Genomic DNA, 20,082 nt, shown 5'->3' with positions numbered 1-20,082 from the left:
TGCTCATGTTGCTCTTGCCACTCACTACCTGGACTGCTTCCTCCGGGACCATCCGTCCCAGTATCGGGCTGTCCAACCGCAGGGTGGAACTTCAGTCTGGCCGATCATCTACATCGACGCCTTGTGGGTGAAGACAGACCCTTCGCGTCCCGAGCGATCTTGCGCGCCTTCACGAAGCGACCGGTCAGCTTCAAACCCATCGTCGCCGGCGAGCGCAGGATCTTGCCCACACTGGTGGGGTTCCAGTGGTTCGACGGAGCAGTCTTTCGCTTGCTCGTGTAGCTGTCGCCCTGGTTCTTGTACGCGTGGGTGGCCGGGGTGTCGAAGCCGGCTGCCTCCAGGGCGGTGGCGATCATCCACTGGCTCTGCCCCGCCAGGAGAAGCTTGCCCATGTACCGGACGGCCTCGGAGGTGACCGGATCCGGCTCCAGCGTCCGACCACCGCCCGGCCGGTCCACGATCCGGTACCCGTACGGCGGCTGGCCACCCGCCCACCGGTCGGTCTTGCGCAGGTGCTTGTGCGCCGCCGTAACGCGAGCCTTGATCCGCTTGAGCTCCATCTCCGCGAAGATCGACGCCAGCATCAGGAACACCTTCGCCAACTCGTTCCCGAACGACGACTCCCTCCCCTCCCGGTAGTCCAGAGTGATCCCGTCGTCGGTGAACACCAGAACCTTGTGGTTCTCCTCCGCCCAGTGGGCGACATCCGCGCAATCCTTCGCCGACCGGAACGCCCGGTCCACCTTGGCCCACACCATCGCGTCCCACTCGCCCTGCCGCTCTGTCAGCCACGGACCCAGGTCAGGACGCTTCCACGGTGTGACCTCCGCCGACACGTCCAGGTCCTCGAACGACCCGACGATCTCCCACTCCTTCAAGACCGCATGCCGGGTCGCTGACTCCGCCTGCACCAGATGCGACACCTTGCCCGCATCGCCGTGCGTGTCCGAGACACGCGAACCCACCACTGCTCGAACCAGCGCCGAAACCGTCATGATGCTCACGGGGATCCCCTACCTCCAAGGCCAGCAGACACCCTCGAACAGGCTGCGCTCGAACGGGTGGACCTTTTTCGAAAAGGCGTCTATCCGCTGGCGAATCGACTATCTGACGGCTAGTCAGAAGCTTGCGGACACCGCCGTCGAGGCCTATGTCGAGCGACCGGCCTCCCATGCCGAGCGCTGGAGCGACCACGCGCCGGTTACCGCCGTCTTCGATATCGACCAACTCCTCTAGCGCTTAGCGAAGTTCGATGCATCGGCTTCGGCCGCTGCGGTCGTCGCGCGACCTGCGCAGAGTGACGATCGCAGCTGCCATTGCCCTGCGCGCGGACTGCACGGGCGACCACCGCGTCCTAAGTGGAAGTCAGTTGATCTTCCGGAAACGACTCAGTTTGTAGAATCGCCGAAGAGGAGTTGGCGGCGGTGTTCCTGGTCAGCTTGGGTCCAGGCGTCGGCGAAGGTCTGTCCGGTCTCGACCTCGACCCAGGCGGAGGGGCGTTGTGGGAGGGCTGCGAGGCGGCGTCGTTCGTCGACCAGGGTCTCGAGGGCTTCGGAGTACTCGTCGTCGCCGCCGGGGTAGTCGAACAGGTTGCGACGCTTCTCCTCGCGCAAGTCCTTCATCGCCACGGTGACGTGGTTGAGCTGCTCGGTGTGGTCCTCACCGGGGATGAACCTGCGCACCGTCATCGCCAGCCCGGCCAACCGCTCCACCAGGCCGGTGATCGCGGCGGTGACCCGCTCCCCCTTGACCGGCTGGCCCTTGCAGGCGGGCTTGCCGGCCGTCTTCGCGCACCGGTAGTACTCGTAGATCTTGCCGTTCTTGGCGAGGTTCACCTGCCGGTAGAACCGATCCCCGCAGCGATCGCAGTGCGGCACGCCCAGCCAGGGCGAATCACCGTTCGAGCACCGTTCTGATGAGTGACTCTCAGTCTCTCTCCCCCCACCGTTCCTCGCAGCTCTCCGTGTGGCGCCCCGGCATTTTGGGAATGAGCGGGTCCGCTATCACAGGGATTTTCGGACAATCGCGAGCTGACTTCACAGCAGAGGGAATGTCTCCATCGCAGGCTCCCCTGACACCGCTGACCAGCGCCGCCACTCCTCTTCCATGGCACCTGGGGTGCGCTTCCTTGCCCGTCGCCGCCGTGTGAGGATGGGGAGGCGATTGTCCACTATGCATGCTGGAAGATGAGTTCGATTGCGGGACTCTAGGGTCAGGGTCCAGCCTTGATCAGCGCACGAGCCACGGGAGTGACTGCATTTTCCTGTGGGGCGAGAATTTAGCTTGGGGGGATTTGATGGACATCATGCAGGTCGCTGATGCGGGCGCGGCCGCGCTTGTGGTGGAGATGGCCAAGAGCACCTGGGGCACTGCCCGCGACGCGGTGGCCCGGTTCTTCGGCAGAGGCAGTGGGGAGGCAGAGGGTGCTGACGAGGTCGTCGAGCAGGAGCTGCGGCTCATCGACGAGGTGCGTCGCCAACTGCTGGAGGGCCAGGGCCAGGAGGGCCTGGAGGGGCGGCTGCGGGGGCAGCTGACGATCCAGCTCGCTGCCCGTCTGCTCAAGCGCCCGGACGCGGCCGAGGCCCTCCAGGAGCTGATCGACCAAGTGGCGGCCGCCGAGGGCGGTCCGCAAGCCCGCACGAGCGTGCACCACAACACCAACAGCCAGGTCGTGATCGCCTCTGGTGCCATCAACGCCGGCGGCGGCATCCACTACCGGTCCCCGGAGTCGGGCCGGTGAACAACCACACACCCACCGACGACACGGCGCAGGGACCGGCGACCGTACTCTGGCCCGTCGAAGCGGCCGGCTTGCGAGTGTCGGTTCGCGGCAACACCGGCTCCCAGATCATCGTGGCGGGCGGCTCGGTCACCATGACGGCCAAGCCACTCCTGCCCGCGGCCGACGTCCCGGCTGCCGATCTCGACGCTGTGCGCCTGGCATGGGTCGACGGTGTACTGACGGGTTCCGGCCAGCCCGTCGTGGCCGAGCTCGTCGCCCGGCTCACCGGCGAAGGGCCCGCGCTCGCGGTCATCGACGGCGTAGCCGGTCTGGGGAAGCGCTCCGTCGGTCTGCGTGCCCTGTGGGAGGTCGCCCAGAAAGTCCGCGTCGACGGCGAAGAGCCGCTGGCCATACAGGAGGTCAGCCCCGACTGGGAAGACCCGGACTCCCCGGACGCCACCCTTCTGCCAGCCCAGCCCGGCACCGTCTACTTGCTGGACGTCGCCGCCGAGATGAGCGGATGGAGGAACCGCCAGACAGTGGCCGGGCAGTTGCTCGCCCATGCGCAGGCGTTGCGCGACGTGGGGTCGTTCCTGGTCGTCGTCACCGCTGAGCACACATGGCCCGAGTCCTCCCCGGGACTGGCAGCGGTTGTCACCCACGCCATCACCCGCCCGCCCGCCCTCACTGTGGCCAGGAAGCACTTGGAGCTCCTGCACCGCAAGGCGGAGCGCCTGCACCTGCTCAACAGCTCGCCGGCGGGCGAGGCAACCCACCTGCTGACCGCTGGCAGCTCTCCGGCCGACGCCGCCCGCCTGGCACGCCTGCTGGCTACGGCCGACGACTCGCCCGCAGGCGTGCGCACGGCCATCGACACCTTCCTGCAGTGGCGCCACCAGGTCCAGAAAGTCTTCGAGACGACCGATGACAACCCGGACGACCGAGCCCTGCTCATCGCCGGCGTCTTCCTCGACGGGCACGACGCCCTCTCGGTCCAGGACGCGGCCCGCGCCCTCCTGAAGGACAACCGGAAGACTGACGTGCGGACCATTCTGACTGGCCCTGACCTGAGAGCGCGACTGGAAAGCGTCGGGGCCCAGGTCCGCGGGCGGACCGTCTCCTTCGACTATCGGCCCGGATACACCCTCTCCGTCGTCCTGCACCTGTGGCAGCAACGCGCCGACATTCATCCCCACCTGCTGGAGTGGCTCGATGCCATAATCCAGCCCAAGCAGCCCGGCGCCGACCGGATCGCCGCCATCAGCGACCTGCTCGTAGCCCTGGCCACCGCGGAGAACGACATCCGTGTCATCGACCGGTTCCACACCTGGATCGACTCCGGACCCGACAGCACCGAACACCGCGACCTGATCGCACGCATCCTCGGCATCGCCGCCGAATCCGACCCGCTCGGCGCGACCGTGCGAGCGCGCCTGCTCGCCTGGGCGCAGGAACCCTCACCAGCCGTGGCCACCACCATCGCCAAGGTCTGCCAGGGCGCCTTCGCGGACCAGTACCCGCGCCAGGCACTCGTGCGGCTTCGGCACGTTCTAAACCGGCCCGAGAAGGACGAGGCCGCGGCCACAGCGCAGGAGGCGCTGCGGGACATCGCCACGCGAGAAGGGCACCTGCCCCGGGTGTGGGCCACAGTCCTCAAGTGGGCCACCGAACGCAAGCACCTCGCCGGCCACCGGGCCTTCCTCGCCCTCTTGGACCCCACCACCGATACCCGCGTCCTGCAGGCCTTGCTGACCTCAGCCCAGAACGATACCGGTGTGAAGGAGGCCCTGGTCCGTGGCTGGAGCGCCGCCTTGGCCGACGACCGGGTGGTCGCCGAGAGCAAGCACCTGCTCACCGCCTGGGCCCAGGCCAAAGGCGCCGGGCTGGTCCCGCCGGACATCGTCGTCGAGGTGCTGCAGGACGTCGTCGTGCAGCACCTGTACTCCACCCCGGTCGCTGCCCTCATCTTCGGCGAGCCGGGAGTGCCCAACGACGAGGCGGTCATCAGCCTGCGCAAGGAGATCAGGCTCCCCCCGGCCCTGGCGGCAGCCCTCGACGGCGGCCACCCGCACACGGAGGCCTGAGCCGTGCCCTCGTCCTGGTGGACAGTGCACCGGGCACGCCGAAGAATCCGCCGCGAACTGCGGCGGATCGAGGCGAGGCTGCCGAGCTCCTGTCCGGGTATCGGCTTCACTACCCGGATCACCGCGACCGTGATCACCAACCCGCCCTACCCGGACACCAGCGAAGCGATCATCGTCGCGGTCCGCACCCTCCTGCGAAAGGCGGCCGCCGACCTCTCCCGCACGTGTGACCCCACCGACCCCGGGGCAGCCCAGGACGCCTTGGAGCAGCACCTGCGCCAACGCCGCCGACTGGCGACCGAACCGCCGGTCGAATTCACCGCGACCCTCGACCTGTGTCTGTCCGCCGCCGACCAGAGCGCCGTCGGAGCACTGCTTGAAGCCCAGCGGGCCCAGGCCGTGGCTGACATCCTGCGCCGCCAGAGAACACAAGCGCTGGCGGCGGAGCTGGCCGACCCGGCGGCCGTCCTCGCACGGTGGGCCGACCAGGACCGCGCCGACTGGAGCAAACCGCCGCACAGCGAGGCCGAGAAGCTCTCAGCCGTCTTCGCGCAGTACCGGCCCGCCCACGAGCGGACACTCGACCACGAAGTGCTGGAGGTAGTGCGCGACTTCCTCGCCAGCTTCCCGCACCTGTCACAGAAACAGGTGCTGTACTCCTTCGTGGCCGGCGGCATGGACCACGCCAACCGCCCCCAGCACGCCGCGAAGGCCCGCGCACTCCTGAACGGTCATGCGGCACCGGCTCCGGACGGTGAAACGTGAACCGGCCCGGGCAACGCCTCCGACGGCGCGGCAAAGACCCGTCGACGGGCACAACCATCCTGCGTGTCCTGCTGGCACCACGCACCAGTTGGCGGGCCTGGCGCCTGGTACGCGCTCTGCGGGGAAACGTGTCGTTCGATGCGGCTTGGCGCCGTACCCGGCTCGCACAGCACCCCGACGAACTGCCCTACCTGCTGTCCGGTCACCAACGCCCGACCGATGCCGACACCCCTGCGACCACGAACACGACACAGCGAGCGCCCAGGTCCACCGGACGGTAGTGGCGGGCTCCCTTGGCCGAGCCAAGGGAGCCCGGCAGGCTCGCACGTACCTAGTTGTACTGACCGCTGAGCTTGCTCAACCCCGGAAACCGCCACCTCCGCGCCCCACTCGCCTACACGCAGATCCGTTCGTGCTGCCCGATCCTGGCCACGAGCTCCTTGGGCAAGTAACAGCCTTCGATGGTGGGGGTCATGTAGAGGCGGGCTTTGAGGCCGAGGAGGAGTTGGCGGCAGTGCTCTTGGCCAGCCTTGGCCCAGGCGTCGGCGAAGGTCTGCCCGGTCTCCACATCGATCCACGCGGAGGGGCGTTGTGGGAGGGCTGCGAGGCGGCGTCGTTCGTCGACCAGGGTCTCGAGGGCTTCGGAGTACTCGTCGTCGCCGCCGGGGTAGTCGAACAGGTTGCGACGCTTCTCCTCGCGCAAGTCCTTCATCGCCACGGTGACGTGGTTGAGCTGCTCGGTGTGGTCCTCACCGGGGATGAACCTGCGCACCGTCATCGCCAGGTCGGCCAACCGCTCCACCAGGGCGGTGATCGCCGCGGTGACGCGCTCGCCCTTGATGGACTGGCCCTTGCAGGCGGGTTTGCCGGCCGTCTTCGCACACCGGTAGTACTCGTAGATCTTTCCGCTCTTGGCGAGGTTCACCTGCCGGTAGAACCGGTCGCCGCAGCGGTCACAGTGCGCAACGCCCAGCCAGGGCGAGGCGCCGTTCGAGCGCTCCTTCGTGACCGCGCGCTCGTCCATCGCGGTCTGGACCACGGCCCACTCCTCCTCCGTGAACAGCGGCTTGGCCATCCGGATCGGCAGACCCTTGGCGTCCCGGGCGATCTTGCGCGTCTTCACGGAGCGGCCGGTCAGCTTCAGGCCCATCGTCGCCGGCGAGCGAAGGATCTTCCCCGCGCTGGTCGGGTTCCAGTGGTTCGACGGCGCGGTCTTGCGCTTGCTCGTGTAGGTGTCGCCCTGGTTCTTGTACGCGTGCATCGACGGTGTGTCGAAGCCAGCGGCTTCCAGGGCCGTGGCGATCATCCACTGGCTCTGGCCTTCCAGGAGGAGCTTGCCCATGTACCGGACGGCCTCGGAGGTGACCGGGTCCGGTTCCAGCGTTCGGCCACCACCGGGGCGGTCGACGATCCGGTACCCGTACGGCGGCTGCCCGCCGGCCCAGCGGTCCGTCTTGCGCAGGTGCTTGTACGCGGCCGTGACGCGGGCCTTGATCCGCTTGAGCTCCATCTCCGCGAAGATCGACGCCAGCATCAGGAAGGTCTTGGCCAGCTCGTTCCCGAACGACGACTCGCGGCCCTCCCGGTAGTCGAGGGTGATGCCGTCGTCGGTGAAGACCAGAACCTTGTGGTTCTCCTCCGCCCAGTGCGCCACGTCCGCGCAGTCCTTGGCCGACCGGAACGCCCGGTCCACCTTGGCCCACACCATCGCGTCCCACTCGCTCTGGCGATCAGTGAGCCACGGCCCCAGGTCAGGACGCTCCCACGGCGTGATCTGGGCAGAGACGTCCAGGTCCTCGAAGGACCCGACGATCTCCCATTCCTTCGAGACCGCGTGCCGGGTCGCGGACTCCGCCTGTACCAGGTGCGAGACCTTGCCCTCGTTGCCGTGCGTGTCCGAGACACGCGAACCCACCACTGCCCGAACCGGTGCCGAAGCCGTCATGATGCTCACAGGAGGTCCCCTACCGCCCAGGCCAGCAGACACCCTCGAACAGCCCACACTCGAACGAGTGGACTCTTTTAGAAAAGGCGTCCATCCGCTGGAGGATTGACTATCTGATGGTCAGTCAGAAACTCGCGGACACCGCCATCGAGGCCTACGTCGAACGCCCCGCCTCCCATGCCGAACGCTGGAGCGACCACGCACCGGTGACAGCCGTCTTCGACATCGACCAACTCCTCTAGCGCTGAACCGAATTCGGGAAGCTGGCTTGAACTGCTGCGGTTCGTCGCACGCCCTACCGGAGCAACGATTGGGGCTGCTACTGGCACTGCAACTGCACTATGCGGCGACCCGCTTCCCTGACTGACAGCCGGCTGATGTTCTGGAAACGTCTCGGTTTGTAAAAACCAAGGCAGTCTGGCGGGAGTCGCCTCGCGGCACAGGTGATGACTCGGGGAAGTCGATTGACGCCTTAGTTGAGGCCCAGCCGGCCACTCACCAGTGTGGGGTGTGTCAGTGCCTTTCAGACAGACCCGCCTCCAGGTGACAGGCCAGCGTGATGCTGACGGTCTGCCACCTGGGGGCTGAGCTTGCCCCGATGCGCTGACGTCGACCAGACTCAGCGGTCCGCGACGAAGCACGCCCACTGGTAGAGCTCGTCGAAGGTGATGATCTCGACGTCCTGGATGGAGGTCCGGTACAGCTCGAAGGAACTGAGCTTCTCCGGGTTCACAGCACCGTTCTGGATGAACTCCTGCAGGCTCCCGATCACCACGACCTGCCGGGGGCGGGTGGTGGACAGCCCGACATCGATCGGGGTGCCGTCGTCCTCGTAGATGCGATCGAGGAACTCACGGGCGATGAGCTGTTGGGCCTTGTTGGCGGTCTTTTGCACCTGGGCCACACCCCCGCCCAGCTCCTTCGATGCCTGATAGACGCCCGATCGGTACGGGGTCTTGCCGAGTAGTTCCGTCTCGTGGGTCTTGATCTCGCAGAAGAGCATGCTGCTGATCAGGCCCTTGGAACGCATGATGGCGTCGATGCGCTTGCCGGCCCCGCCGAAAATACTGGCGCCTGTGGTGATGCGTTCCAGCTTGCCGTCGTCGATGGATTCACAGGCGATGAGGTTGAGGCCGTAACCGAAGATCCACTGGTTCTCCTCGAAGAAGGCCTGCCAGACCGCCTGCGCCCCGCGTGTCGTGGCCAGATTCTCCGCCTGTTGGAAGTAGTCCGGATCGGTGAGGAGCTGCTCGAACCGCTGGAGCTCCCCAGGTCAGGGGGTTGACGGAGGGTCCGGGCGACGGTCATGTCTTCAGGGCAGCGCCACTCCGACCGTGGATCCAGCAAGTCCCTCAGATCGCCCAGAAATTACCGGACAGGGGCCCAGCATCGCTTAGTGGAATCAATCCGACCCGGACCGAAGGCCAGCCAGATAATGGTCGCCGCAAATCCCGAACCCATCTGTTCCCTTCGGTCTCACCTAGATTCTCGGCGCTCGCCGTGGCGTGTTCCGGGGAACGGTCCGAGACTCGGAGCCATCGCTCCGCGCGGGCTCCGGGTTGTGCGGGCCCAACAACCCACGGCGGGGCGGCAGACCGCCTTCTCCCAGGCCTTCGGCCACTCTTCCCAGCAGCGACCCTGTGCAGGCCGCTGCTGCGCGATCAAGCTGTCCCACCCGCCGTCCGCACAGCGTGATCACCTCCGCGGCGCATCGCCGGCGCATGTCCCGACCAGTCGATCTTGCCGCGCTCCACGCTCCGCCCCGCGCACCCTGCCGCCACACCCACCACTCCCGCAACTCTGGACCTGCTATCACCACTTGTTTCAAGGAGGGGCCCATGGCGCAGCGGCCCAAACGCGGTCGGGTGTATCGGCGGTGCGGGTGCAAGGACAGGAGCAGCGGGAAGCAGCTGGGTTCGTGGTGTCCGCGGCTGGCCACCGATACTGCGCATGGTCGGTGGACGTATGCGGTGGACCTGGCCAGGGAGAAGGGCAAGCGCCGAGCTCGCCCGTCGCGACCGTGGTCGAGGAGCCCCGGCGCGGGTTCGGCGCCGCCTGCCACGCCGGGCTGCGCGCCACCGCCGTACTGGTCTGTTCCATGGGCTGCGACGGCTCGTTGGATCCCTCCCAACTCCCCCTGGTCACCGGGCCGGTGACGGCCGGCACGACCGACCTGGCCCTCGACCGCCGCCGACGCCTGGCAGCTGCACGCGCGCCTCGCCAATGCCGTCCTCGCCCGGCGGCCACGGCCCGGCACCCCGCCGCACGACCTCGGTCCGATGCGGGCCGCCTGCCGCGAGCAGCTGCTGGCGCTGGGCCTCAACGACTGGCGCTCCGGCTACCCGCTGGAGATGATGCTCGCGGTCTCGGCCGCCACAGTGCGGATCACCGAGACGCCCGCCGACTACCTTCTCACCGCTCTGATGGTCAGGTCGTCGACCCGGCCGGTGACCACCAGGTCTCCACTCACGCCCGAGCCCAACCTCTCGCGATCGCTTCACCGTGCCCCGGGGAGCCGTAGGCACCCCGTACAACGAGAGCATCGGCCGGTTCATAGTGGCCGCTCCCGCTCGGCGGCGGGCCCGGGACGCCGGGCGCCTCCCGGCTGTGCCGGGTTTCAGTCCGCCGGCCGGTGGAACAGGTCGTCGTCGACCTGCCCCTTGAGCAGCCGTCCCATTTCGGCGGAGAAGGCGAGCAGGCCCGACAGGGGCCGGTGCTGGACGACCGCCTTGACGATCCGCCCCTCCTGGTCGCGCACGAGGACGGTCGAGCCCGACAGCACGGTCCCGCCCAGGGCCGTCGCCTCCCACTCCACGTAGGTGCGGTCGCCGTGGTGCGCCTCGTGCGTGAAGACCAGCGACTCGTAGACCCTGCTCGCCGTTCCCATGATCAGCGCGACCTCCTCCCGCCCCCGGACCGGGCGGTTCAGCGTGGGTCCCTCCAGGACCACGTCGGGGGCGAAGGCACCGGCGAAGGCGTCCTCCGTCCCGGCGGCGAACGCCCGGGTCCACGCGCCGCCCTCCACCCCGGGCGCCGTGTTCCCGCCCGGCCTCTCCGTCGATCCACCCATCTCGCAGCCTCCTGACGGCCCGCCCCTGCTTTCGCAGCGGCGAGTACCAATCAAACCGTGCTTGCATCTTACGCACACAACAAATCTCAGCACCAGGTGTTGCTTAAGACAGAGGTGTCAGATGTATGGTTGTTTCAGTCCGCAACTCTCCCGCTACCCGGACGGAGGAACAGCCCCATGGCTTCCCACCTCGGTTACGACGTGCTGGTCACACCCGGCGCGGAGCGCGCCGGAAAGACCCTCCCCAACGGCGATCCGCTCGTCTCCTCGCCCGTCTCCACCGTCCTGGTGCACGGGCGGGAGGAGGCGGTGCTGGTCGACCCGCCGTTCCTGGACTCCCAGATCGCGCAGGTGCGTGACTGGGTGGCCGCCTCGGGCAAGAAGGTCCGGTACGTCTTCGCCACCCACGGCCACGGCGACCACTGGTTCGGCACCGCCGCGCTGCTCCCCGGCTTCCCGGACGCCCGGGTCTACGCGACGCCGGGCACGATCGAGGTCATGCACCAGCAGGCCACCGAGGGGCGGGCCGCCATGTGGGACGTCGACTTCCCCGGCCGGGTCCCGCCCTCCCCCGTGCTCGCCGAGCCGGTGCCCGACGAAGGGTTCCTGCTGGAGGGCGAGCTGCTGCGGGCCGTCGACGTCGGCCACACCGACACCGACCGCACCTCGGTGCTGCACGTGCCGTCGATCGGCCTCGTGATCGCGGGCGACGCCGTCTACAACGGCGTCCACCAGTACCTCCTGGAGGGCGGGGACGGCGGGCTTGAGTCCTGGCTGGAGGCGCTCGACGTCATCGAGGCACTCGACCCCCGCCACGTGGTCGCCGGCCACAAGAACGCGGCGCTGCCGGACGACCCCGCGACGATCGCCAGTACCCGGGAGTACCTGCGGGACGTGATCCGCCTGCTGGAGCAGAAGCCGACCGCAGGCGACTTCTACCAGGAGCTGCTGCGGCTCCACCCCGACCGCCTCAATCCGGGGCCGGTCTGGTACGGCGCCGTCGGCCTGCTCGGCGCCTGAGACGGAAAGGGAGAGTACCCATGGACATCGACTCGCGCACGCTCGACGCGAAAGCGGCGTACAAGCTGCTGATCGGCAGCATCATCCCGCGCCCCATCGCCTGGATCAGCACCCAGTCGGCGGCCGGCGTCGGCAACCTCGCCCCCGTCTCGTTCTTCACCTGCGTGGGGCGCAAGCCCCCGAAGGTCTCGCTGTCCATCCAGCCCAAGTCGGACGGGCTGTCGCTCAAGGACAGCTTCCTGAACATCCGTGACACCGGGGAGTTCGTCACCAACCTGGCGACCCTCCCGCAGATCGTGCCGCTGCACCGCAGCGCCATCGAGTTCGAGCCGGACGTCGACGAGTTCGACGCGGTGGGGGTCGAGAAGGAGCCGTCCGCGCTGGTCGCCCCGCCCCGGGTCAAGGGCGCGCCGATCGCCCTGGAGTGCAAGGTCGACACGATCTTCTCCGCCCCGGACGGACTGCACCATGTGGTGTGGGGAGAGGTCGTGAGCTTCCACGTCCGCGACGACATCTATGTCAACGGGCGGATCGACTTCGGCGCGCTCGCCCCCGTGGGCCGCCTGGCGGCGGAGTACACCGTGGTCGACAACGCCTTCGTTCCGCCGCTCACCGACGAGGTCATGGCCGAGCGGGCCGCGCGGCGGATGCGGCGGATCGATCGCCACGGGGAGGAGTACTCGGCGGTCGACGGACCGGGCTGGTCCGCCTCCGGAGCGATCCGGGAGTGAACCCGGCGGAGCACGGCCGGCCCGCCCGGGCAGGGCAGCACGCCTGCCCGGGCGGGAGCCGGAAGGCCCTCGGGAAGGACCGTCTAGGATCGGTTGTTCGATGTGCAGGGGGCGGTCGTCGCCGTCCCGGGACAGGAAGGCGATGGGTTCCATGGACGCCACGTGGCAGGCGACCGGCCGGTACGAGCTCGCGCCGGCTCCCGGCGCGCTCGGCCTGGTCCAGGACCTGCTCAACACCCTCCCGGCCGGCCGGCCCCGCAAGCCCGACCTGCTGGCGGACACCGACTCCGCGCAGGCCTGGGCGAACTCGGCGCTGGCCGCCTGGGCGGCCACGACACAGCAGCCCGGCCCGAGGCCGCGCCTCCACGAGGAGGACCTGACCCGGCTCCGCGACCTGCGCACGGCACTGCGCGACGCCCTGACCGAGCCGGCCGACGGAGCGCCGGAGCCGAGCGGGGACGCCGGATCCCCCGTCGTGGAGACTGCACAGGCCGCGCTGGAACTCGACGCCACCGGCACGGTGCGTCTGGAGCCGCGCGGCGGCGGCGCGGGTTTCCTGGTCGCCACGCTGCTCCTGACGCTGTGGCAGGCCCAGAACAGTGGTGACGACCGGCGCCTGAAAGTGTGCCGCAACCCCCGGTGCGCGGTCGCCTTCTACGACCGCTCGCGCAACAACAGCGGCGTCTGGCACGACGTGCGAACCTGCGGCAACGCCGCGAACCTGCGCGCGCACCGCGCGCGCAGGCGTGACACCGCGGCGTCCGGGGCCTGACCCCGGACGCCGCGTCCCGGTCACGGCGTGCCCAGCTCCCCGGTCCGCCCGAGGTGTTCCCGGAACCAGGCCAGCGCCGCACCGCTCGACTGCTCGAACCGCGCGGTGTAGGGCGCGAAGTGGCCGCCGGCAATCAGCTGCAGCCGCTTGGGTTCCAGCGCGCGTTCGTAGGCCGCGAGGGCAAGGTCGGTCACGGTGACGGTGTCGGCGAGGGCGACCACCATCAGCAGCGGCGTCGGGGAGACCCGGGCGATCCAGGTGCCGGGCTCGTACATCCGGGCCGCGCGGGTGGAGCGGACGGTGACCCGGTTCTCCCACGCGCCGTCGGGCAGGGGCTGGAGATAGAAGTCGATGGCCTCCTGCGTCCGGTAGGACGCCACCACGGCCGGGTCGCCGCTGACGACGGCCTGGGTGCGCGGAGCCTCGCCGCGCAGCTGGGCCCGCTCGTCCTCGTCGAAGGCCTCCTCCAGGGCGGCGACGGCCTCCGGGGCGATGCGGCGCAGGCCCTGCTCGTAGCCGCTGATCGTCGGCACCTGGGCGACCACGGCGCGCAGTCGGCGGTCGGTCGCGCCCAGCACAATGGCATGGCCGCCGGCGTAGCTGGTGCCCCACAGGCCGATGCGGCCGGGGTCGACCTCGGGCCGGCTCTCCAGGTAGGAGATGGCCCGCCGCCAGTCGGCGATCTGCCGCCAGGGGTCGACGTCCTGACGCGGCAGGCCGTCGCTGGCCCCGAAGCCGCGGTGGTCGTGGACCAGCACGGCGAACCCGTTCTCGGCGAAGGCGCGCGCGAACGGTTCCAGGCCGTGTTCCTTGACCCCGGCGTAGCCGTGGGCCATCGTGATCGCCGGGTGGGGGCCCGGCCCGTCCGGCAGGTACAGCCGGCCGCGCAGCGTCACCCCCGCGTCGGCCACGAACTCGACGTCCGTGCGTTCAACCATGGAAATCGTCTCCTTGGGATTGTCGGGCTTCGGCCCTGATGGGAGTCGGCGGCGGGCGCCGGAATCAGGTGAAGTGGATGTCGCCGAGGTCGATGGCGACCATGACCTGGCCGGGGACGGGACGCAGGTCGGCGTCGCGGTTGTAGGCGCGGCGCCGGGTGGGCACCAGGATGCCGTCGGCCTCGACGATGTCGTGGACGTAGTGGGCGGCGGGGAAGCCGCCGGCGATGTCGACGCGGTAGTCGTTGCGGCGCAGCAGCCGGTCCGGGCCGAAGTAGAAGTCCTGGACGGTGCTGTGGCCGGCGAGGGCGGCGGGGAAGGTCGCGCGCAGTACGCGCCACTGTTCGCCGTCCTCGTGCCAGGGCCGGATCTCCTCGACGTCCACGCCGGGCATCGCGAGCAGGAACGGGGTGGTCAGGTAGGTCCACAGGGCGTAGCCGTTGAAGTACGCCCGGTCCAGTGCGTCCCACGGGGTTCCGAGGACGTGTCCGTCGAAGGCCTTGCGCGGGTGTACGCGCTCGGCGACCACGGTGCCGTCGGTCCGCTCGATCGCGATGCGGTCGGGGGTGAAGTCGGTCCGCTGGTCGGGGGCCCCGAACGGGGCGACCGAGGCGTGCTCCTCGTGCAGCCGCACCGTCATCTCCCGGGGCGTCGGGTCCTGCGGAAGTCCCTTGATCGCGAACAGGTCGCCGCCACTGACGATCGTCGCGCGGACGGAGCTGAACCGTCGCCAGCGGTCCATCCCGCCGTGGGCTTCGAGCACCTCGTCGAGCAGTGTCTTCATCTGTAGTCCTCCTGGCTTCGGTGAGGCGTCTGCGGCCATTCACTCACTTCAATATGACCGGTCGTCTTGATACTGTCAAGGAAGTCCGCCGCGGGTTCGTACGGCGGGCTCCGGCCGCAACTGCCCGGCGTCCACGACCCTTTGGGAGTCATCGTGAGCTTCGACCACCCCTCGATCCGCACCCGACTGGAGGGCGGCGTCCTGTTCGCCACCCTCGACGCCGGCCCGCTCAACCTGATCGGCGTCGACCTGGTCCGCGACCTGGCCGGGCTCGTCGACACGCTGTACGCGGACCCCGGCGACGTGCGGGTCGTCGTCCTCGACAGCGCCTCCCCCGAGTACTTCTCGGCACATGTGGACCTCGCGGCCGTTCCGCAGTACACCGCCGAGGCCGCGAAGCCCGGCGGCCCGGGCGACGCCTCGCTCGGCATGTTCCTGCACCGGCTGGCGCGGGTCCCGGTGATCACCATCGCCAAGGTGCGCGGGCGGGCCCGCGGCGGCGGCAACGAGCTGGCCCTCGCCTGCGACATGATCTTCGCCTCGCGGCAGAGCGCAGTCTTCGGGCAGTTCGAGGTCGGAACCGGCGCCCTGCCCGGCGCCGGCGGCATCCAGCACCTGACCCGACGGCTGGGCCGGGCGCGGGCCGTCGAGGCCATCGTGGGCGCGGACGACTTCGACGCGGACCTCGCCGAGCGCTACGGCTGGATCACCCGCGCCCTGCCCGACGACGAGCTGGACGGCTTCGTCGAGCGGCTGGCGGGGCGCATCGCAGGCTTCCCGCCCGAGGGAGTCAGGGCCGCCAAGCGCGCCATCGGCGACCTCACGCTGGCGGACCCCGCACAGGTCCGCTCCGACGCCGCCGTCTTCCAGAGCCTTGTCGCCCTGCCGCAGACCCGCGAGCGCCTGGACCACCTCGCGCGCCGGGGCCTCCAGACACCGGGCGACCTTGAGGCCGACCTGGGCGGGGCCGTGGGGCAGTTCCCGCACCGGCCCGAGGCCGACCGCACTGTTTGACAAATCGAAAGACGACCGGACATATTGACAGTGATAGAAGGAGTGTGCACCATGCCGCGACCCAGCATGCGCGAACATCTGATCGAAGCCGCGCACGACCGCTTCCACGAACACGGCTTCAACGGCATCGGCATCAAGGACATCACCGACACCGCCGGCACACCGAAGGGCTCGTTCTACAACCACTTCGACAGCAAGGAAGCCATGGCCGTCGAGGTCATGCGCCGCTACGCCGGCACGCGCGGGATGGACATGCTCGCCGACACGTCGACTCCTCCCGTCGAGCGCATCCGCGGCCACTTCGCCTACCTGATGGCGGACTTGGAGCGGTACGACTACGCCCGGGGCTGCATGTTCGGCAACTTCGGGGCGGAGCTGTCCACGCAGAGCCCCACGGTCCGGGACGAGGTGGGCAGCCGGCTCGGGCGGTGGGCTTCCGCCCTCGCCTCGGCGCTGGACGAGGCCCGCGCGGCCGGGACGCTGGCAAGCGAGGTGGACAGCGCGGTCCTGGCCCGATTCCTGGTGAGCGCCTGGGAGGGCGCGGCCATGCAGGCGAAGGTCGTCCGCGGCAGCGCGCCGCTGGACGACTTCTTCACCGTGTTCGATTCGCTGACCGCCTGACCCGGCGGCCGGTGCCGGAGACGGATGCCGGCGGAACCGACCCGGGTCGGTTCCGCCGGCATCCGTCTCCGGGTCAGTTCAGCGGGGCGTCGAAGACCGTCTTCCGGTGGCTGAAGGCTTCCAGGGAGTAGCGGCCGTGGTAGTGGCCCATACCGCTCTCCCCGACGCCGCCGAACGGCAGGGCCGGAACTGTCAGGTGGTGGATCGGCAGGCCGAAGTTGACGGCACCGGAGGAGGTTTCGGCGATCAGCCGGGACTTCGTGGTGTCGTTCCCGGTGAAGGCGTACAAGGCCAGCGGCTTGTCGCGGTCGTTGATGAACTCGATGGCCTCGGTGAGGTCGGCGACCGTGAGGATCGGCAGGATCGGCCCGAAGATCTCCTCCTGCATCACCGGTTCGTCCGCCCGGACGTCGAGCAGCACGGTCGGGGCGATGTACTTCTCGGCGCGGTCGCTCTGTCCGCCGATCACCGTGCGGCCGGAGTCGAGCAGCTTCCGCAACCGGTCGAAGTGCCGCTCGTTGACGATGCGCCCGTAGCTGCCGCAGGCCCGGGGGTCGTCGCCGTACAGCTCCCGGACCGCCTGGGCGAGGGCGACCGTCAGCGCCTGCGCGGTCTCGGGGTCGGTGAGGACGTAGTCGGGAGCGACGCACGTCTGCCCGGCGTTGGTGAACTTGGTGGCCGCGATGCGTGCGGCAGCCGTGGCGATGTCGATGTCCCGGTCGACGAACACCGGCGACTTTCCGCCCAGTTCGAGGGTGACGGGCGTCAGGTGCTCGGCGGCCGCGCGCATCACGATCCGGCCCACGGTGCCGTTGCCGGTGTAGAAGACGTGGTCGAAGTTCTGCGCAAGCAGTGACGTCGTCTGCGCGACGCCGCCCTCGACCAGGGCGACGGCGTCGGGGTCGAGATACGCGGGGACGAGCCGGGCCAGCAGGGCGGACGTCCGCTCGGCGAGCTCGGAGGGCTTGACGACCACCGCGTTGCCGGCCGCGAGCGCACCCGCGACCGGGGTCAGCAACAGGTAGATCGGATAGTTCCAGGCCGACAGGACCAGGGCGACGCCGAGCGGGTCGAACTCGGTGTGGGCCGCCGTCCCCGCGGGCAGGTGGGGGGCCGCGATCTCGACGGGCTGCGGCGCGAGCCACCCCTCCAGGTTCTCCAGGTAGTCGTCGATCTCCAGGACCGTCAGGTCGATCTCCATGCGGTCGACCTCGTCCGCGTTCTTGCGCAGGTCGGCCCAGAGGGCTTCGGCGATCGCCTTCCGATTGTCGGTCAGCAGCGCGCGCAGTCGGGTCAGTTGCTCGCGGCGCCACGCAAGGGGCCTGGTGCGGCCGCTGCGGTGGGTCGCGCGCAGTCGCGCGACCAGGGTAGCCGCCTCGGTCTCGGTCAACGCGGGGTGCGTCGTGGTCATGTGTGTCTCTCGTTTCGTCAAGGGGGCCCGGCCACCGGGCCGGGCACCGGAGATCGCACAGGGTAGGAGCGGGTCGATGAACGCTCGGACGGACCGGCCCGACGGATCCCGGTCCGGGCCGCGGGCCGGCCTCGGGTGAGGCGCGTGCGGCCTCTCCCGAGGGGTCCCTAGTTCGCCTGCCACCACCGGGTGATGACGTCGGCGTAGTCGTCGGCGTTCTCCTCCCAGGCGAAGTGGCCGGCGTCGATGATGTCGAGCTTGCTGTTGGGCAGGTGCGCGTGGAGGTACTCGGCGTTCTCCGGCGGCACGACCGCGTCGTCGCGGCCGGCGAGGATCTGGACCGGCGTCTCCAGGGTGGGCAGCAGTTCGCGCAGGACCGGCAGTTCGGCGGGGTAGGCGCGGACGTAGGGCAACTGCTCGACGAAGCGCTGACCGACGTAGGAGGCGAGGTAGTCCTCCCGCACCACGTCCGGCAGCCGGTAGCCGTTGATGGTCTGCATCGCGACGGTGACGGCCGTCTTGGGGCCCATGGCCCGGTACGGGGCCAGGTCCTCGGTCAGCACCCAGTCCTTCAGGGGGTTCCCCAGCGCCAGGGGGACGGCCGTCCCACCGGTGCCCACGACCAGGCTCCTGAACCGGCCGGGGTGCCGTGCGGCGGCGAACAGGGACGCGGCCGTGCCGATGTCCGGACCCACGACGTGCGGGCTCACCAACGCGAACTCGTCGGCGAGCCGGACGATGAACTCGCCCATCGCCGCGGGTGAGAGCAGGTCGGCGCGGAGCTCGGAGTGCCCGAACCCGGGCAGGTCCACCGCGACCAGGTGCGCATGCCGGGCCAGCTTCGACCAGGTCGCGTCGTAGGAGTAGAGGCTCTCCGGCCAGGGGCTCAGCAGCAGGGCCTCGCGCTCGTGCGGCTCGTCGCTCTCGGCGTACCTGACCGACAACCCGTCGATCGTGCGGAACCTGGGCTTGATCTCAGTCATCGCGTTGTCCCTCTCCCTGGTGTGTTCCATGCGGTCGACAGTCTTAAGATGACCGGTCATATTCACTCTGTCAACTCGGACACCGATAAAGCCGTGGTTCCGGCGCTCGATTGACAAAACGACCGGTCATATTCAATCCTGGACGGGCCGCCCGCCGTACAACGAAGGGACACGCTCATGACCATCTCCCCCAACCCCCCGACCGGCGCGTTCCGCGCGGTCCAGGTCACCGCGCCGGGCGCTGCTCCGGTACTGGTCGAGGTCGCCCGGCCGGAGCCGGGGCCGGGCGCGGTACGGATCACGGTGGAGGCGTGCGGGGTGTGCCACTCCGACCTGCTCATCGCGAGCGGCAACCTGCCCGGCAGCGCCTTTCCGATCACGCCGGGCCACGAGATAGCCGGCCGCATCGACGCACTCGGCGACGGAGTGGAGGGCTGGCAGGTCGGCGACCGGGTCGCGGTGGGCTGGTACGGCGGCAGCTGCGGGCACTGCGACGCCTGCCGTTCGGGTGACGCCGTGCACTGCCCCCGGCTCGCGATTCCCGGTGTCGCCTACCCGGGCGGATACGCCGACTCCGTCGTCGTCCCCGCGATCGCCCTGGCTGCCGTCCCGGACGAGCTCACCGCCGCCGAGGCCGCGCCGCTGGCCTGTGCGGGCGTGACCGTCTTCAACGCCCTGCGCCGCTCCGCCGCACGCCCGGGCGACACCGTCGCCGTCCTCGGCCTCGGCGGCCTGGGCCACCTGGGCGTGCAGTTCGCCCAGAGAATGGGATTCCGGACGGTCGCGATCGCCCGCGGCGCGGAGAAGAAGGCGCTCGCGCTCGAACTCGGCGCCGCCCACTACATCGACAGCACTGCAGGCGACGTCGCCGAGGCGCTGCAACACCTCGGCGGCGCGAAGGTCGTCCTGGCCACCGCGACCGATGCGGCCGCCATGTCCGCGACCGTCGACGGACTCGGCCGCCGCGGCGAGCTCGTCGTCATCGGCATCGGATCCGAGCCGCTGCAGCTGACGGCCCTCCAGTTGCTGAGGGGCGACCGGAAGATCTACGGCCACTCCTCGGGCACCGCCGTCGACACCCAGGACGCGCTGCGATTCGCGGCCCGGACGGGAGTACGGGCCTGGATCGAGCAGGTGCCGCTGGAGGAGACTGCTCAGGCAGTGGCGAAGATGACCTCGGGCCGAGCCCGGTTCCGCATGGTCGTCACCACCGGCCGCTGAC

At 69.5% G+C, this 20,082-nt stretch carries 18 protein-coding genes and 2 pseudogenes; 11 read left to right on the top strand and 9 right to left on the bottom strand.

The genetic code is table 11. The features are described 5' to 3' along the window. Positions 1-104: 104 nt before the first annotated feature. Positions 105-995 carry a recombinase family protein gene (locus ACIRRH_RS40920; protein WP_403078150.1) on the bottom strand — a complete coding sequence of 297 codons (891 nt, stop codon included), beginning with the start codon at positions 993-995 and terminating at the stop codon, positions 105-107. A 97-nt stretch (positions 996-1,092) separates the two neighbouring features. Here ACIRRH_RS40920 and ACIRRH_RS40915 point away from each other — a divergent pair. Continuing rightward, positions 1,093-1,236 (top strand): annotated as a pseudogene (locus ACIRRH_RS40915) (exodeoxyribonuclease III); the annotation flags it as partial. Between the two features lie 152 nt (positions 1,237-1,388). Here the strand turns inward: ACIRRH_RS40915 and ACIRRH_RS40910 are convergent. Further along, entirely contained in the window at positions 1,389-1,835 is a 447-nt protein-coding gene (locus tag ACIRRH_RS40910) for a hypothetical protein (protein WP_403078144.1), read from the bottom strand. A gap of 470 nt (positions 1,836-2,305) precedes the next feature. On the opposite strand from ACIRRH_RS40910, the gene ACIRRH_RS40905 reads away from it, so the two are divergent. The 3 genes from ACIRRH_RS40905 to ACIRRH_RS40895 all read left to right on the top strand — a co-directional run bounded on the left by ACIRRH_RS40905 (position 2,306) and on the right by ACIRRH_RS40895 (position 5,571). Further along, positions 2,306-2,740 (top strand): hypothetical protein, encoded by a 435-nt coding sequence (locus ACIRRH_RS40905; protein WP_380631246.1) that lies wholly within the window; start codon positions 2,306-2,308, stop codon positions 2,738-2,740. After that, a complete protein-coding gene (locus ACIRRH_RS40900) occupies positions 2,737-4,806 on the top strand; it encodes a hypothetical protein (protein WP_403078141.1) in 2,070 nt (689 codons plus the stop codon). Before ACIRRH_RS40905 ends, ACIRRH_RS40900 begins: the two co-directional genes overlap by 4 nt. A gap of 129 nt (positions 4,807-4,935) precedes the next feature. Beyond that, entirely contained in the window at positions 4,936-5,571 is a 636-nt protein-coding gene (locus tag ACIRRH_RS40895; RefSeq protein ID WP_403078138.1) for a hypothetical protein, read from the top strand. 394 nt (positions 5,572-5,965) lie between these two features. Here the strand turns inward: ACIRRH_RS40895 and ACIRRH_RS40890 are convergent, their stop codons facing one another. Beyond that, a complete protein-coding gene (locus ACIRRH_RS40890) occupies positions 5,966-7,486 on the bottom strand; it encodes a recombinase family protein (RefSeq protein ID WP_403078135.1) in 1,521 nt (506 codons plus the stop codon). A 128-nt stretch (positions 7,487-7,614) separates the two neighbouring features. Between ACIRRH_RS40890 and ACIRRH_RS40885 the strand changes: the two are divergent. Then, positions 7,615-7,758 (top strand): annotated as a pseudogene (locus tag ACIRRH_RS40885) (exodeoxyribonuclease III); the annotation flags it as partial. 377 nt (positions 7,759-8,135) lie between these two features. Here ACIRRH_RS40885 and ACIRRH_RS40880 read toward each other — a convergent pair. Together ACIRRH_RS40880 and ACIRRH_RS40875 are read right to left on the bottom strand one after the other, a co-directional pair. Next, positions 8,136-8,723, bottom strand: a complete 588-nt coding sequence (locus tag ACIRRH_RS40880; RefSeq protein ID WP_403078147.1) for a Shedu immune nuclease family protein — start codon at positions 8,721-8,723, stop codon at positions 8,136-8,138. A gap of 1,410 nt (positions 8,724-10,133) precedes the next feature. Then, positions 10,134-10,586, bottom strand: coding sequence for a nuclear transport factor 2 family protein (locus ACIRRH_RS40875; RefSeq protein ID WP_403078132.1), 453 nt, complete (start codon positions 10,584-10,586; stop codon positions 10,134-10,136). 177 nt (positions 10,587-10,763) lie between these two features. On the opposite strand from ACIRRH_RS40875, the gene ACIRRH_RS40870 reads away from it, so the two are divergent. From ACIRRH_RS40870 to ACIRRH_RS40860, 3 genes are all read left to right on the top strand, one after another. Next, positions 10,764-11,606, top strand: coding sequence for an MBL fold metallo-hydrolase (locus ACIRRH_RS40870; RefSeq protein ID WP_403078129.1), 843 nt, complete (start codon positions 10,764-10,766; stop codon positions 11,604-11,606). 20 nt (positions 11,607-11,626) lie between these two features. After that, positions 11,627-12,337 carry a flavin reductase family protein gene (locus ACIRRH_RS40865; protein ID WP_403078127.1) on the top strand — a complete coding sequence of 237 codons (711 nt, stop codon included), beginning with the start codon at positions 11,627-11,629 and terminating at the stop codon, positions 12,335-12,337. A 151-nt stretch (positions 12,338-12,488) separates the two neighbouring features. Next, complete coding sequence (locus ACIRRH_RS40860) at positions 12,489-13,109, top strand: CGNR zinc finger domain-containing protein (RefSeq protein ID WP_403078125.1); 621 nt, start codon at positions 12,489-12,491, stop codon at positions 13,107-13,109. 20 nt (positions 13,110-13,129) lie between these two features. Here ACIRRH_RS40860 and ACIRRH_RS40855 read toward each other — a convergent pair whose 3' ends face one another. Both ACIRRH_RS40855 and ACIRRH_RS40850 read right to left on the bottom strand, forming a co-directional pair. After that, the gene (locus ACIRRH_RS40855; protein WP_403078122.1) at positions 13,130-14,047 is read right to left on the bottom strand and encodes an alpha/beta hydrolase; all 918 of its coding nucleotides are present in this window, start codon (positions 14,045-14,047) and stop codon (positions 13,130-13,132) included. Between the two features lie 64 nt (positions 14,048-14,111). Then, positions 14,112-14,831 (bottom strand): hypothetical protein, encoded by a 720-nt coding sequence (locus tag ACIRRH_RS40850; RefSeq protein ID WP_403078119.1) that lies wholly within the window; start codon positions 14,829-14,831, stop codon positions 14,112-14,114. 153 nt (positions 14,832-14,984) lie between these two features. On the opposite strand from ACIRRH_RS40850, the gene ACIRRH_RS40845 reads away from it, so the two are divergent. Then, positions 14,985-15,845 (top strand): enoyl-CoA hydratase/isomerase family protein, encoded by an 861-nt coding sequence (locus tag ACIRRH_RS40845; RefSeq protein WP_403078116.1) that lies wholly within the window; start codon positions 14,985-14,987, stop codon positions 15,843-15,845. Positions 15,846-15,896: 51 nt separating this feature from the next. After that, positions 15,897-16,466, top strand: a complete 570-nt coding sequence (locus tag ACIRRH_RS40840; protein ID WP_403078114.1) for a TetR family transcriptional regulator C-terminal domain-containing protein — start codon at positions 15,897-15,899, stop codon at positions 16,464-16,466. 73 nt (positions 16,467-16,539) lie between these two features. Here ACIRRH_RS40840 and ACIRRH_RS40835 read toward each other — a convergent pair whose 3' ends face one another. Next, the gene (locus ACIRRH_RS40835; protein ID WP_403078112.1) at positions 16,540-17,877 is read right to left on the bottom strand and encodes an aldehyde dehydrogenase family protein; all 1,338 of its coding nucleotides are present in this window, start codon (positions 17,875-17,877) and stop codon (positions 16,540-16,542) included. A gap of 167 nt (positions 17,878-18,044) precedes the next feature. Continuing rightward, a complete protein-coding gene (locus ACIRRH_RS40830; RefSeq protein WP_403078110.1) occupies positions 18,045-18,860 on the bottom strand; it encodes an alpha/beta fold hydrolase in 816 nt (271 codons plus the stop codon). Between the two features lie 177 nt (positions 18,861-19,037). Here ACIRRH_RS40830 and ACIRRH_RS40825 point away from each other — a divergent pair, with 177 nt between their 5' ends. After that, positions 19,038-20,081: an alcohol dehydrogenase catalytic domain-containing protein gene (locus ACIRRH_RS40825; protein ID WP_403078107.1), complete on the top strand. Its 1,044-nt coding sequence runs from the start codon at positions 19,038-19,040 to the stop codon at positions 20,079-20,081. The last annotated feature ends 1 nt before the right edge of the window (position 20,082 follow it).

Source organism: Kitasatospora sp. NPDC101235 (genome assembly GCF_044767505.1).
Lineage (GTDB): Bacteria > Actinomycetota > Actinomycetes > Streptomycetales > Streptomycetaceae > Kitasatospora.
This window is presented reverse-complemented; position numbering and strand designations above follow the sequence as displayed.

Bases quoted from the DNA above. Each gene is read 5' to 3' on its own strand.
- ACIRRH_RS40920 (WP_403078150.1), bottom strand. From the start codon at position 995: ATGACGGTTTCGGCGCTGGTTCGAGCAGTGGTGGGTTCGCGTGTCTCG.
- ACIRRH_RS40905 (WP_380631246.1), top strand. From the start codon at position 2,306: ATGCAGGTCGCTGATGCGGGCGCGGCCGCGCTTGTGGTGGAGATGGCC.
- ACIRRH_RS40875 (WP_403078132.1), bottom strand. From the start codon at position 10,586: ATGGGTGGATCGACGGAGAGGCCGGGCGGGAACACGGCGCCCGGGGTG.
- ACIRRH_RS40870 (WP_403078129.1), top strand. From the start codon at position 10,764: ATGGCTTCCCACCTCGGTTACGACGTGCTGGTCACACCCGGCGCGGAG.
- ACIRRH_RS40865 (WP_403078127.1), top strand. From the start codon at position 11,627: ATGGACATCGACTCGCGCACGCTCGACGCGAAAGCGGCGTACAAGCTG.
- ACIRRH_RS40860 (WP_403078125.1), top strand. From the start codon at position 12,489: ATGGACGCCACGTGGCAGGCGACCGGCCGGTACGAGCTCGCGCCGGCT.
- ACIRRH_RS40855 (WP_403078122.1), bottom strand. From the start codon at position 14,047: ATGGTTGAACGCACGGACGTCGAGTTCGTGGCCGACGCGGGGGTGACG.
- ACIRRH_RS40850 (WP_403078119.1), bottom strand. From the start codon at position 14,831: ATGAAGACACTGCTCGACGAGGTGCTCGAAGCCCACGGCGGGATGGAC.
- ACIRRH_RS40840 (WP_403078114.1), top strand. From the start codon at position 15,897: ATGCCGCGACCCAGCATGCGCGAACATCTGATCGAAGCCGCGCACGAC.
- ACIRRH_RS40835 (WP_403078112.1), bottom strand. From the start codon at position 17,877: ATGACCACGACGCACCCCGCGTTGACCGAGACCGAGGCGGCTACCCTG.
- ACIRRH_RS40830 (WP_403078110.1), bottom strand. From the start codon at position 18,860: ATGACTGAGATCAAGCCCAGGTTCCGCACGATCGACGGGTTGTCGGTC.
- ACIRRH_RS40825 (WP_403078107.1), top strand. From the start codon at position 19,038: ATGACCATCTCCCCCAACCCCCCGACCGGCGCGTTCCGCGCGGTCCAG.